The sequence below is a fragment of the Piscinibacter defluvii genome (assembly GCF_004011805.1).
In the GTDB taxonomy this organism is placed as follows: domain Bacteria; phylum Pseudomonadota; class Gammaproteobacteria; order Burkholderiales; family Burkholderiaceae_C; genus Piscinibacter; species Piscinibacter defluvii.
The window spans coordinates 199,346-212,543 of record NZ_RCHJ01000006.1; the positions used below are offsets into that span (position 1 = coordinate 199,346).

Here is a 13,198-nt window from a genome sequence, read left to right on the forward strand (position 1 = left end):
ACAGCCCTCAACGCCCACGCGCCGCAGCGAGCGATGCGGCGACCTACCCCCCCGAGGAGACCGTCGTCCGGGCCAGCGGCCGCTGCCGCGCCGCCAGCAGCGCGCCCAGCGCCAGCAGGGCCGCCGAGAGCACGAAGCCGCGCTGCAGCCCGCCCGCGCCGTCGGCCACGCGGCCGACCAGGCCGGGGCCGACGATCTGGCCGGCCGCGAACACGATCGTGAAGGCCGCGATGCCCCCCGGCCAGGCGGCCGGCGGCAGGTTGTGCCGCACCAGCGCGGTGGAGGCCGCCACCACCGACAGGAACACCGCGCCGAACAGCGCCCCCGACAGCGCCACCACCAGCGGCTGCGTGCTCAGCACCGGCAGCAGCGTGGCCAGTGCGAGCAGCCCGTTCAGCAGCGCCATCGGCACGCCGCCGCGTTGGCGCTGCAGCAGCCCGGCCCACAGCCACGACGAGGCGATCACGCCGGCGCCGAGCAGCATGTAGAACGCGCTGATCACGGCGCTGCCCAGGCCCTGCTCGCGCAGCAGCGTGACGATGAAGGTCATGTAGCCGATGTAGCCGAGCCCGAAGCAGCCGTAGCCGGCCAGGCCGAAGCCGAAGTCGCGCCGCCGCCAGCCCAGCGCCGCCGCGGCGGCGCCGGCCGGCGCGCTGTCCACGCCGCGTGTGCCCGCGGCCATCGCCAGCGTGGCCAGCAGCGCCAGCGCCGCCAGCGCCTGCCAGGCCGCGGGCCAGGTCAGCGGCGGCACGATCAGCGCCGAGGCGATGATGCCGGCGCCGGTGCCACCGTAGTACAGCCCGAGCACCAGCGCCGGCCGCAGCCCGCCGCCCTGCCCGAGCCGCGCCGCCAGCAGGCCGCCGGAGACGAAGGTGGCCGCGCTCGCCAGGCCGGTCAGGCCGCGCAGGGCGTAGAGCGCCGGGTCGCCGCGCACCAGGCCGTGCGCGGCCAGCAGCAGCGCGCTGCCCCAGCCGCCGGCCAGCAGCAGTGCGCGCGCATCCCAGCGCGCCAGTGCGCGCGGCGCGAGCAGCGCGCCGGCCAGGTAGCCGGCCGCGTTGACGGTGTTCATCGCGCCAGCGGTGAAGTAGCTCCAGCCCAGGTCGGCGCGCATCGGCGGCAGCAGCAGCGCGTAGGCGAAGCGCGCCAGCCCGAGCGAGACCGCGGCGCCGAGCGCGAGCGCCAGCGCGGCCTGCAGCGTGTGCCGGGCGCGCGGGTCGCTCATCGGCGCGCGTCGAGCAGCGCGGCAGCGAACTCGGCGAAGCCGGCACCGCGCGCACCCGCGGTGATCCAGGCCGGCCAGACCTGCAGCTGCGCCGCGAAGTCGCGCAGGTTGGCCACGCCGACCGAGCAGGTGAAGTGCGCGAACATGACCTGGTCGTTGGTCGAGTCGCCCACATAGGCCCAGCGCGCCGCCTCGTCGTCGAGCGTTCGGCCGAGCAGCCGCCGGACGATCCAGCGCGCCCCGGCCAGCTTGTCGTGCGAGCCGAACCAGCCGTTGACGTGGATCGAGCTGACCGTCGCGTTCATGCCCTCGGCGCGCATCAGCGCGACCACCGCCGCGATGCGCGCCGCGTCGAGCGCGGCGAACTCGGCGTGGTCGACCGCGATGTCGGTGACGCGCCCGGCGCTGTCGCGCGCCAGCGTCGCGCCGGGCACCTCGGCGAGCACACGTTGCGCCACCGCGGCGAGGCGGCGCGCGTTGTGCGTGCGCGTGGCCTCGTCCTGCAGGTACTCGGTCTGCAGCGCGCCCTGCGCATCGCGGAACAGCGCCACCGCCCCGTTCTCGGCCACGATGGCGCGCACCGGCCAGGCCTGCGCGAACGGCACGCTCCAGCCCATCGGGCGGCCGGTGACGGCGATCACCGGCAGGCCGGCCGCGTGCAGCGCCTCGAGCGCGGCGAGCGCGGCCGGCTCGATCACTGCGTCGCGTGTCAGCGTGTCGTCGATGTCGGTCAGCACGCCGGCGAGGCCGGCCAGCACGGCGCGGGGACAGTCGGCAAGCGGGCGGGCGGGCATCGTGCGAGTCTCGCATGCGCTCACAATGCGCCAGCCCCGGAGGAAACACGATGGACCTGCCCGCCCACCAGCTGACGATGACGGTGCTGATGACACCCGACACGGCCAACTTCGCCGGCAACGTGCACGGCGGCACGATCCTGAAGCTGCTCGACCAGGTGGCCTACGCCTGCGCCAGCCGCTACGCCGGGCGCTACGTGGTGACGCTGTCGGTCGACCAGGTGATGTTCCGCCAGCCGGTGCACGTCGGCGAGCTGGTCACCTTCCTGGCCAGCGTCAACCACACCGGCACCTCGTCGATGGAGATCGGCATCAAGGTGATCGCCGAGGACATCCGCACCCAGGTCGTGCGCCACGTCAACAGCTGCTTCTTCACGATGGTGGCGGTCGACGACGATCGCAAGCCGGTGCCGGTGCCGCCGCTGCGCCCGTTCACGCCCGACGAGAAGCGCCGCCACGCCGCGGCGCAGGCTCGGCGCCAGCTGCGCCAGGAGCTGAATCAGCGCTACGAGGCGCTCCACGCGGTACCGCCCCCCGCCCCGGCCCACCCCTAGTTCCCTACCCCCCAGGGTTTGCCCGGGGCCGGCATCGGCCCGGTCGGTCCACCCTCCTCCCTGTACCGGCGCCGTGACGCCGGACAGGAGAGATTCCCATGGCCACCGTCACCGCCAGCGCGAACTTCAGCAACGTCGACGTCGAGATCAGCGAGTGGGTGAATCCCGGCGTCGTGCCGGGCTTCTTCGACAACGCCAACTTCGCCGCCCCCTCGGGCACGGTCTACCAGGATTACGCGCAGTCGCTGTTCACCACCGACAACTACCGCACCGTGTGGGCCGGCACCGGGCTGGCCTGGAACGCGGGCAACCACACGCTGACGGCCGGCACGATCAGCGGCATCTTCGGCCAGAACCTGGTGGGCGGGAACTGGGTCACCGAGTTCTCGATCGAGGGCTTCAGCGTCGCCGCCACGCTGGTGTCGGCGGCGCTGAACAGCACCGGCACGGCCGACGACCGGACGCTGATCGCGTCGATCTTCGCCGGGGCCGACACCTTCAACCTGTCCAACGAGAACGACACGGTCGACGGTTATGCCGGCAACGACACGCTCAACGGCAATGGCGGCAACGACCTGCTGCAGGGCGGCGCCGGCAACGACCGGCTGAACGGCGGCACCGGCAACGACTGGGCCGTGTACCGCGATGCCGGCGCCGCGGTGCGCGTGGTGCTGGGGGCGGCGGGCGCGCAGAACACCGTGGGCGCCGGCACCGACACGCTGGTCAGCATCGAGGGCGTGCTCGGCAGCGCCTTCGCCGACACGCTGAGCGGCGCCAGCGGCAACGGCATCTTCGAGCTGTTCTCCGGCGGCGCCGGCAACGACACCATCAACGGCGGCGTGATCAGCGACACCGTCAACTACACCGACGGCAACCAGGTCGAGTACTGGCCGACGGCCACCACCGGCGTCAACGTCAACCTGAAGACCGGCAAGGCCAGCGACGGCCAGGGCGGCACCGACACGCTGGTCAACATCGACTTCGTGATCGGCACCGGGTTCAACGACACCATGACCGGGAGCGACGGCGCACTGTTCGAGGCCTTCACCGGCCTGGGCGGCGCCGACCGCTTCAACGGCGGCGACCTGTCGCAGGGCAGCGCGCGCATCAACTACAACAGCTCGCCGGCGGCGGTGAACGTCGACCTGGCGGCCGGCACGGCGCAGGACGGCTACGGCACGGTCGACACCTTCAGCAACATCAACTTCGTGCGCGGCTCGAACTTCAACGACACCCTGCGCGGCTCGAACGCCACCGCGTACAACGAAAGCTTCGAGGGGCGCACCGGCAACGACCTGATCGACGGCCGCGGCGGCATCGACCAGGCGCGCTACGACAACGCCGCCGCGGCGGTGAACGCCAGCCTGCTGACCGGCAGCGCGAGCGGCGGCGACGGCGTCGACACGCTGCTCAACATCGAGAACCTGCGCGGCTCGGCCTTCAACGACACGCTGACCGGCAATGCCGGCGACAACGCACTGGACGGCCGCGCCGGCAATGACACCTTGAGCGGCGGCGAAGGCGACGACACCCTCACGGGCGGGGCCGGCAACGACAGCCTGGTCGGCGGCACGCAGCTGACCTTCGACTACGTCAGCTACGCCGGCGCCGGCAGCGCGGTGACGGTCAACCTCGGCACCGGCACGGCCAGCAGCAGCACTGAGGGCACGGACGCGCTGAACGGCATCGAGGGCGTGTTCGGCAGCGCCTTCGCCGAGGCGCTGACCGGCAACGCGAGCAACAACTACCTGCGCGGCAACGGCGGCGCCGACACGCTGAACGGCGCCGGCGGCACCGACATCGTCGACTACTCCACCGCCAGCGCCGCGGTGACCGTCGACCTGCAGGCCGGCACCGGCATCGCGCCGGACGGTACCGATGTGCTGAGCGGGTTCGAAAGCGCGTTCGGCTCGGCCTTCAACGACATCCTGCGCGGCGATGCGGGCGACAACTCGCTGCGCGGGCGCCTGGGCAACGACACGCTGGACGGCCGCGGCGGCTTCGACCGCGCCGACTACCGCTCGGCCGCCGGCGCGGTGACCGTCAGCCTCGTGACCAACACCAGCAGCGGGGCCGACGGCACCGACACGCTGATCAGCATCGAGAACGTGCGCGGCTCGGAGTTCTACAACGACCGCCTGACCGGCAGCAGCACCAGCAACATCCTCGACGGCATGGGCGGCAACGACACGCTCTCCGGCGGGTCGGGCAACGACACCCTGGTCGGCGGCGACGGCAACGACTCGCTGGTGGGCGGCAGCGGCAGCGACACCCTGGAGGGCGGCAACGGCAACGACATCTACGTGGTCGCCGCCGGCGACACGGTCAGCGAGACCGGAACCGTCACCAGCACGGCCGACCAGGTGCGCAGCAGCGTGACCTGGACACTGGGCGCGAACCTGGAGCGCCTGACGCTGACCGGCAGCAGCGTGATCAACGGCACCGGCAACGGGCTGGCCAACGTGCTGACGGGCAACGCGGCCGCCAACGTGCTGTCCGGCGGCTCGCGCAACGACACCCTCGGCGGCGGCGCCGGCAACGACGTGCTGATCGGCGGATCGGGCAACGACAGCCTGAGCGGCGGCGCGGGGCTGGACAGCTTCCGCTTCAACACCGCGCTGTCGGCCACGGCCAACGTCGACCGCGTGTCCGACTTCGTCGCGGCCGACGACCGCTTCCAGCTCGACGACGCCGTGTTCGCCGGCATCGGCGCGGTCGGCACGCTGGCCACAGGTGCCTTCCGCGCCGGCGCGGTGGCCGGCGACGCGAGCGACCGCATCATCTACAACAGCGCGACGGGCCAGCTGTTCTTCGATGCCGACGGCAACGGCGCCGGGGCGCAGGTGCTGTTCGCGACCCTGACCGCCGGTACCGCGGTGACGGCGGCCGACTTCGTGATCATCTGAGCGCCGGCAGCGGCCCCAAGGTCAGGTCAAGATTGGGACTATTTTATCATTTTTATCGAATGAGTTCGGTGCGATAGGTTCACTTATGCGGGTTCGGGCCCAGAATGGCGCTCCAACGAACACCGATCCGCTGGACCTTCGCCATGCCCCCTGCCCTTGCCGTCGAGCCTTCCGCGCCCAGCCTCTGGCGCGCGCTGTGGTCCCGGCTGCGCTCCGTCGGCGCCGCGGTGCGGCCGGGTCCGCCGAGCGGCGCGTCGGCCGAGGAACTCGCGGCACGCCTGGACGAGGCCGCGCGACTGTGGACCGCGCACATCGACACCGCGCAGGCCCAGACCCGCGAGGCGGCCGACGAGTTGCTGCACGGCTTCTCCGCCCTGCTCGTCGATCTCGACCGCATCGTCGCCCCGGATCCGGCCGCGCGGCCGGGTGAGCAGGGTGAGCGCGCCGGGGTCCTGGCCGGCTGCGAGACGCGCCTGCGCGCGCTGCTGCAGTCGCTGGAGCAGTCGCTGCGGTCGCGCGACCGGATGCTGGACTCGGTGCGCGAGCTGTCGCAGGCCTCGACCGTGCTCGGCGAGATGGTCGAGGACGTCGGCAAGCTGGCGCGCCAGACCCACCTGCTGTCCATCAACGCCGCCATCGAGGCGGCCCGCGCCGGCCCGCAGGGTCGCGGTTTCGCGGTGGTCGCGTCGGAAGTGCGGCGGCTGTCGGCCGAATCGGGCGCCACCGGTCAGGCGATCGGCGAGCGCGTGCGCGGCTTCGGCGACCGCGTGCGCCATGCGCTGGACGAGGCCGGCCAGGGTACCCGCGACGATGCCGCGCAGCTGCAGCGCTGCGAGGCCTCGATCCGCGCCGTGATCGACGATGTCGACGGCACGGTGACCCACCTGAACGACGAGGCGGCGCAGCTGCGCCGGCGCGGCGAGGCGGTGAAGGCGCAGGTCGAGCGGATGCTGGTGGCCTTCCAGTTCCAGGACCGCGTGAGCCAGATCCTCGCGCAGGTCGGCGACTCCATCACGGTGGCGGCGCAGCACCTGCGCGAATCGGCCGCGGCGGGCCGGCTGCCGGACCCGGCGCACTGGCAGGAGCTGCTGCGCGCCGGCTACACCACCGAGGAACAGCGCAGCGCCGGCAGCGCTGCGGCTGCGCCCGCCGGCCCCACCCACAGCGAAACCACCTTCTTCTGACCCCCCACGACCATGGCCAAGACCATCCTCATCGTCGACGACTCGAGCTCGTTGCGCACCGTCGTCAAGCTCGCCCTGCAGCGCGCCGGGTACGAGGTGCAGGAGGCTGCCGACGGGCAGGACGCCCTGCAGAAGCTCGACGCGCTGGCCAAGGTGCACCTGATCGTCAGCGACGTGAACATGCCGCGCATGGACGGCATCAGCTTCGTGCGCCAGCTCAAGCAGCACCCGCGCCACCGCTTCGCCCCGGTGGTGATGCTCACCACCGAAGGGCAGGACACGAAGAAGGAGGAGGGCCGCGCCGCCGGCGCCAAGGCCTGGATCATCAAGCCCTTCAACCCGCCGCAGCTGCTGGACGCCGTGTCCAAGCTGGTGCTCGCCTGAGGTGCCGACATGCAGACACGTTGCGCACTGGGCGCCGAACTCACCATCTACACCGTCGCCGAGACCCGCGAGCGCCTGCTCGCCGCGCTGCAGGCCGACGCGGCGGGCGACGCCGACCTCGTGATCGACGCCTCGGCCGTGTCCGACGTCGACGGCGCGGGCGTGCAGCTGCTGCTGTCGCTGTCGCAGGCGCTGGCCGGACGCCAGCGCCGGCTCGCGCTGGCCGAGCCGGCCGCACCGCTGCGCGCGGCCTGCAGCCGACTCGGCCTGGACCACCTGCTCGTGACGGAGGGCGACGCATGAACGCGGCCGACTACGACGCCGGCTTCATCGCCGAGGCGATGCCGGCCTTCGTCAGCGAAGCGCACGAGCAGATCGCCGCGGTCGAGCAGCTGCTGCTGCAGCTCGAGGGCGCGCCGGGCGACCGGGCGCTGCTGGACGCGCTGTTCCGCTGCGCCCACACCGTCAAGGGCTCGGCCGGGCTGTTCGGCCTGGACGCGGTGGTCGGCTTCACGCACCACGTCGAGACGCTGCTGGACCACCTGCGCGAGGGCGAGCTGGCGCTGACGCCCGAGCTCTCGACCCTGCTGCTGCGCTGCAACGACCAGATCCGCCATCTCGTGGACGAGGCCGGCCAGGCCGAGGACGCCGAGGCTGCCGCCGCGCGCGAGGCGCTGGTGGCGCAGCTCGCCGCACTGGGGGCCGGCCGCAGCCCGGCCGCCGCGCCGGCCGCCGCCGCCCCGCTGCCGCCGTCCGGCCGCACGCGCTGGCGTGTGGCGGTGGTGTTCGGGGCGGACACCTTCCGCAACGGCATGGACCCGCTGGCCATCCTGGGCTATGCGGCACAGCAGGGGCGCATCGAGGCCCTCGCCTGCCGCGCCGCGCAGGTGCCGCCGCTGGACACGCTGGAGCCGGAGACCTGCCACCTCGCGTTCGACTTCGAGATCGAGACCGAGCGCGGCCGCGCGGCCGTGGAGGACGCCTTCAGCTTCGTCAGCGACGACGCCGCCGTCGAGATCACGGCGCTGTCCGACGGCGCCCCGGCCGCCGAGGCGCCGGCCGAGGCCGAGGCCCCGCCCGCCGCGCGTCGCAGCGAGACCCCGGCCGCGGAAGGCGTGCGCTACATCCGTGTGCAGGCCGACCGGCTCGACGCGGTGATCAATCTGCTGGGCGAGCTCGTCATCGCCAGCGCCGGCGCCACGCTGATGGCCCGCCAGACGCGCCAGGGCGCGCTGCTGGAGGCCAACGAGCAGATCGGCCGCCTGGTCGAGGACATCCGCAACGGGACGCTGCAGCTGCGCATGGTGCCGATCGGCGAGAGCTTCTCGCGCTTCCGCCGCGTGGTGCGCGACACCGCGGCCGAGCTGGGCAAGGAGGTCGCGCTGGAGATCGTCGGCGGCGACACCGAGCTGGACAAGTCGGTGGTCGAGCGCATCGCCGACCCGCTGATGCACCTGGTGCGCAACGCGCTCGACCACGGCCTCGAGACGCCGGCGCAGCGCCTGGCCGCCGGCAAGCCGGCCCAGGGCCGGCTGACGCTTGCGGCCTGCCACGAGAGCGGCAGCATCGTGATCCGCATCCGCGACGACGGCCGGGGCGTGAACCGCCGGCGCGTGCTCGAACGCGCCTGGGAACGCGGCCTGCTCGAGCCCGGCAGCGTGCCGCCGGACGCGCAGATCGTGCAGCTGATCTTCGCGCCGGGCTTCTCCACCGCCGAGCAGGTGACTAGCCTGAGCGGGCGCGGCGTCGGCATGGACGTCGTGCGCAGCAACATCGAGGCGCTGCGCGGCAGCGTCGAGATGCACAGCACCGAGGGCCAGGGCAGCACCATCGAGATCCGCCTGCCGCTGACGCTCGCGATCATCGACGGCTTCCTGGTCGGCGTGGGCACGAGCAAGTTCGTGTTCCCGCTGGAGACGGTGGTCGAGGTGATCGAGAACCGCGCCACCGCCGCCACGATGGACGCGCGCGGCCGCAGCGTGATCGAGCTGCGCGGCCGCGTGCTGCCGGTGCTCAGCCTGCGCCGGCTCTACGGCCTCGACGACGCGGCGCCGCCGCGTTGCAGCGTGGTCGTGATCCGCAACGGCGCGCAGCGCTTCGGCGTGCTCGTCGACGTGCTGCTCGGCCAGCACCAGACCGTCATCAAGCCCCTGGGCCGCATGTTCCGCTCGCTGCGCGGCATGTCCGGCTCGACCATCCTCGGCAACGGCGAGGTGGCCCTGATCTTCGACGTGGCGTCGCTCAGCCAGCTCGCCGCAGAACCCGCAATCTCCACCGAAGGCATCCCGTCATGAACGCGCAATCGAACGAATCCCTCCTCGACCGTCTCTTCGCGCCGGGCAAGCTGCGCGAACACCGCGCCCGGCTCGAGGCCGAAGCCACGCTCGCCGAGACGCGGCGTCAGCTCGACGCCGCCGAGGCCGAGCGCCAGAACGGCCGCGGCGTGCTGGCCGCCGTCGACGAGGCCTACGCCACCATCGAGTTCGACCTCGGCGGCCAGGTGCTCGCCGCCAACCGCAACTTCCTCGCGCTGATGAACTACACGCTGGAGGAGATCGTCGGGCGCCACCACCGCACCTTCGTCGATCCGGTCGAGGCGGCCACGCCGGCCTACGCCCACTTCTGGGCCGACCTGAACGCCGGCCGCAACAAGAACGAGGTGTTCAAGCGCATCACCAAGGGCGGGCAGGAGGTCTGGATCCAGGCCGTCTACGCGCCGGTGCGCGACGCCGCGGGCGTGGTGCGCAAGGTCGTCAAGATCGCCACCGACGTGACCCGGGCGCGCCTGCAGGCGGCCGACTACGAAGGTCAGATCCAGGCCGTCGGCAAGGCGCAGGCCGTCATCGAGTTCACGCTCGACGGCCGCGTGCTGCACGCCAACGACAACTTCCTGGCCACGCTGGGCTACAGCCTGGCCGAGGTGAAGGGCCAGCACCACAGCATGTTCGTCGAACCGGAGCACCGCAGCAGCGCGGAGTACCGGCTGTTCTGGGAGAAGCTCGGGCGCGGCGAGTACGACGCCGGCCGCTACATGCGTCTGGGCCGCGACGGGCGACAGGTGTGGATCCAGGCCTCGTACAACCCGATCTACGGCCTCGACGGCAAGCCCTTCAAGGTGGTGAAGTACGCCACCGACGTGACGGCCGAGGTGCAGGCCACCCGCATGCTGCGCGACGCCGTGGAGCAGGCGCAGGAGGTCACGGCCGCGGCACGCGAGGGTGATCTCTCGCAGCGCATCCCGATGGAAGGCAAGACCGGTCCGATCGCCGAGCTGTGCACCGGCGTCAACGCGCTGCTGGACAACACCTCGGCGGTGTTCGACGACATGGGCCGCATCTTCGGCGGCCTCGCCTCGGGCGACCTGAACCAGCGCTTCACCCGCGAGGTCAGCGGCGTGTACGAGCAGCTCAAGCGCGACGCCAACGCGGGCTGCGAGAAACTCGCCGCCATCATCGGCGAGGTGCGCACCGCGGCCGACGCGCTCACCGGCGCGGCCACGCAGGTCAGCGCCACGGCGCAGTCGCTCTCGCAGGCGGCCAGCGAGCAGGCCTCGTCGGTGGAGGAGACCACGGCGCAGATCGACCAGATGTCCAACTCCATCGCGCAGAACAGCGACAACGCCAAGGTCACCGACGGCATGGCGACGAAGGCCAGCAAGGAGGCCACCGAGGGCGGCTCGGCGGTGGCCCAGACCGTCGTCGCGATGAAGCAGATCGCGGCGAAGATCAGCATCGTCGACGACATCGCCTACCAGACCAACCTGCTGGCGCTGAACGCCGCCATCGAGGCGGCCCGCGCCGGCGAGCACGGCAAGGGCTTCGCCGTGGTGGCCGCCGAGGTGCGCAAGCTCGCCGAGCGCAGCCAGGAGGCGGCCAAGGAGATCGGCGATCTGGCCACCAGCAGCGTCTCGACCGCCGAGCGCGCCGGCAAGCTGCTCGACGAGATCGTGCCCTCGATCCAGAAGACCAGCGACCTGGTGCAGGAGATCGCCGCGGCATCGACCGAGCAGAGCGACTCGGTGACCCAGATCGGCGGGGCGATGGGCCAGCTCTCGCGCGCCACGCAGCAGAACGCCTCGGCCTCGGAGGAGCTGGCCGCCACGGCCGAGGAGCTGTCCGGCCAGGCCGAGCAGCTGCAGCAGTCGGTGGCCTTCTTCAGCGGCGTGGGGCTGGCCGCGACCGAGCCGCCGGTGGAGCGCCGCGCGCCCAACTCGCCGATGCGCGCGGCCGCCCCGCGTGCGGTGCCGGGCACGCCGATGCGCCTGGCCACCGGCACGCACGGCAACTTCCGTCCCTACTGAGCGGAGGCGGGCATGGCCGGCGACCACAGCGACCAGTACCTCACCTTCCTGCTCGGCGAGGAGGTGTTCGCGCTCGACATCCGCAGCGTGCGCGAGATCATCCAGTACGTTCCGATGACCGCGGTGCCGCTAATGCCCGCCTTCGTGCGCGGCGTCATCAACCTGCGCGGCGCGGTGGTGCCGGTGATCGACCTGCACGCGCGTTTCGGCCGGCCGAGCGCGCCGGTGGGCAAGAAGACCTGCATCGTCATCTTCGACTCGCTGCGCGACGGCGAGCGCACCGAGCTCGGCCTGGTGGTGGACGCGGTCAGCGAGGTGGTGGACATCGCCGCCGACGCGCTGGAGCCGCCGCCGAGCTTCGGCGCGGCGGTGCGGCGCGACTTCATCCGCGCCATCGGCAAGCGCGCGGAGCGCTTCGTGATCCTGCTCGAGCCGGACCGCGCCTTCGACGTGGACGAGATGGCGCAGCTGTGCGCCCGCAGCCAGGAGGCCGTGCCGGCCTGAGCAGCGCGATGGACACCCTGCACGACCACACCTTCCGCGCGATCACCGGGCTGATGCACGCGGCCGTCGGGCTGTCGTTCGCGCCGCACAAGAAGGCCCTGGTGGCCTCGCGCCTGGCGCCGCGGGTGCAGCGCCTGGGCCTGCCCGACTTCGAGGCCTACCACGCGCTGATCGCCGGCGACGACGACCAGGGCGAGTTCCAGGTGGCGGTGGACCTGCTGACCACCAACGAGACCTACTTCTTCCGCGAGCCGGCGCATTTCGAGTGCCTGGCCCAGGAGGTCGCGCAGCGGCGCCCGGCCGGGCTGCAGGTGTGGAGCGCGGCCAGCTCCTTCGGCGACGAGGCCTACAGCATCGCGATGCTGCTGGCCGACCTGCAGCGCCAGGGCCGCCTGGGCGAGGCCTGGGGCGTGCTCGGCACCGACATCAGCGACCGGGTGCTGCGCAGCGCCACCCAGGCGATCTACCCCAACGAGCGCCTGCGCCACGTCGGGGCCGAGCGGCTGAAGCGCTACTGCCTGCGCGGCGAGGGCGAGGCCGAGGGACTCAGCCTCATCCACCCGCAGCTGCGCGAGCGCGTGCGCTTCGGCCAGCTCAACCTGTGCCTGCCGATCGAGGGCATCGGCCCGTTCGACGCGGTGTTCCTGCGCAACGTGCTGATCTATTTCGATGCGCCCACCAAGTCGGCCGTGGTCGACCGCGTGCTCTCGCGGCTGCGCCCCGGCGGGCTGTTCTTCATCGGCACCGCCGAGGGCCGCGTGCCGTGCGCCACGCCGCTGGAGCCGCTCGGGCCCGGCGTGTTCCGCAAGGCCGGCTGATGTCGGCGACCGCCGGGCACAGCGGCGCGGCGCCGCAGGTGCTGCATCCGGGCGACGTGGCCTGCGGCCTGCGCGGCGACCGGTTCGAGACGCTGCTCGGCTCGTGCGTGGCGGTGGTGATGACCGACCCGCGGCGCACCGTCGGCGCGCTGTGCCACATCGTGCATTCGCTGCGCGCACCGGCGGCGCGCACCGGCGACACCGCCTACGCCGAGCCAGCCCTGGCGGCGCTGTTCGCGCAGCTGCGCCGGCACGGCCTGCAGCCGGCCCGCTGCGAGGCCTGGGTGTACGGCGGCGGCAACATGTTCCCCGACCTCTACCCCGGCGTGGCCATCGGCGAGCGCAACGTCGAGCAGGTGCTGCAGCGCCTGCAGGCCGCCGGCGTGCAGGTGCTGCAGCACGACGTGGGCGGCCCCGCCTACCGGCGGCTGCGCTGGACGGTGGGCCCGCTGCCGCCCGAGGTCACGAGCGTCGAACTGGTTCTCGAGGAAACGCCGGGCCGCCCCAAGTTTCCTTGACCCCCGCGGGGGGC

General features: G+C 72.6%; 12 protein-coding genes. 10 read left to right on the forward strand and 2 right to left on the reverse strand.

Annotated features, from left to right (window positions below; translation table 11 throughout):
* Nucleotides 1-43 precede the first annotated feature (43 nt).
* Both D9C15_RS18595 and D9C15_RS18600 read right to left on the reverse strand, forming a co-directional pair.
* A complete protein-coding gene (locus D9C15_RS18595; RefSeq protein ID WP_127999954.1) occupies nt 44-1,222 on the reverse strand; it encodes a YbfB/YjiJ family MFS transporter in 1,179 nt (392 codons plus the stop codon).
* Nucleotides 1,219-2,016, reverse strand: a complete 798-nt coding sequence (locus D9C15_RS18600) for an HAD-IIB family hydrolase (RefSeq protein WP_127999955.1) — start codon at nt 2,014-2,016, stop codon at nt 1,219-1,221. The genes D9C15_RS18595 and D9C15_RS18600 overlap by 4 nt, the downstream gene beginning before the upstream one ends.
* Nucleotides 2,017-2,066: 50 nt before the next feature.
* Between D9C15_RS18600 and D9C15_RS18605 the strand changes: the two genes are divergently transcribed.
* From D9C15_RS18605 to D9C15_RS18650, 10 genes are all read left to right on the forward strand, one after another.
* Nucleotides 2,067-2,570, forward strand: coding sequence for an acyl-CoA thioesterase (locus tag D9C15_RS18605; protein ID WP_127999956.1), 504 nt, complete (start codon nt 2,067-2,069; stop codon nt 2,568-2,570).
* 98 nt (nt 2,571-2,668) lie between these two features.
* The gene (locus D9C15_RS18610) at nt 2,669-5,476 is read left to right on the forward strand and encodes a beta strand repeat-containing protein (protein ID WP_127999957.1); all 2,808 of its coding nucleotides are present in this window, start codon (nt 2,669-2,671) and stop codon (nt 5,474-5,476) included.
* 143 nt (nt 5,477-5,619) lie between these two features.
* Nucleotides 5,620-6,660: a methyl-accepting chemotaxis protein gene (locus D9C15_RS18615; RefSeq protein WP_164886777.1), complete on the forward strand. Its 1,041-nt coding sequence runs from the start codon at nt 5,620-5,622 to the stop codon at nt 6,658-6,660.
* 12 nt (nt 6,661-6,672) lie between these two features.
* Complete coding sequence (locus D9C15_RS18620) at nt 6,673-7,044, forward strand: response regulator (RefSeq protein ID WP_127999959.1); 372 nt, start codon at nt 6,673-6,675, stop codon at nt 7,042-7,044.
* Nucleotides 7,045-7,053: 9 nt separating this feature from the next.
* Nucleotides 7,054-7,347: an STAS domain-containing protein gene (locus D9C15_RS18625; RefSeq protein WP_127999960.1), complete on the forward strand. Its 294-nt coding sequence runs from the start codon at nt 7,054-7,056 to the stop codon at nt 7,345-7,347.
* Nucleotides 7,344-9,338 (forward strand): chemotaxis protein CheA, encoded by a 1,995-nt coding sequence (locus D9C15_RS18630; RefSeq protein WP_205854839.1) that lies wholly within the window; start codon nt 7,344-7,346, stop codon nt 9,336-9,338. The genes D9C15_RS18625 and D9C15_RS18630 overlap by 4 nt, the downstream gene beginning before the upstream one ends.
* Nucleotides 9,335-11,344: a methyl-accepting chemotaxis protein gene (locus D9C15_RS18635; protein ID WP_127999961.1), complete on the forward strand. Its 2,010-nt coding sequence runs from the start codon at nt 9,335-9,337 to the stop codon at nt 11,342-11,344. The genes D9C15_RS18630 and D9C15_RS18635 overlap by 4 nt, the downstream gene beginning before the upstream one ends.
* 12 nt (nt 11,345-11,356) lie before the next feature.
* Complete coding sequence (locus D9C15_RS18640) at nt 11,357-11,848, forward strand: chemotaxis protein CheW (RefSeq protein ID WP_127999962.1); 492 nt, start codon at nt 11,357-11,359, stop codon at nt 11,846-11,848.
* An 8-nt stretch (nt 11,849-11,856) separates the two neighbouring features.
* The gene (locus tag D9C15_RS18645) at nt 11,857-12,666 is read left to right on the forward strand and encodes a CheR family methyltransferase (protein ID WP_127999963.1); all 810 of its coding nucleotides are present in this window, start codon (nt 11,857-11,859) and stop codon (nt 12,664-12,666) included.
* The gene (locus tag D9C15_RS18650; RefSeq protein WP_127999964.1) at nt 12,666-13,184 is read left to right on the forward strand and encodes a chemotaxis protein CheD; all 519 of its coding nucleotides are present in this window, start codon (nt 12,666-12,668) and stop codon (nt 13,182-13,184) included. The genes D9C15_RS18645 and D9C15_RS18650 overlap by 1 nt, the downstream gene beginning before the upstream one ends.
* The last annotated feature ends 14 nt before the right edge of the window (nt 13,185-13,198 follow it).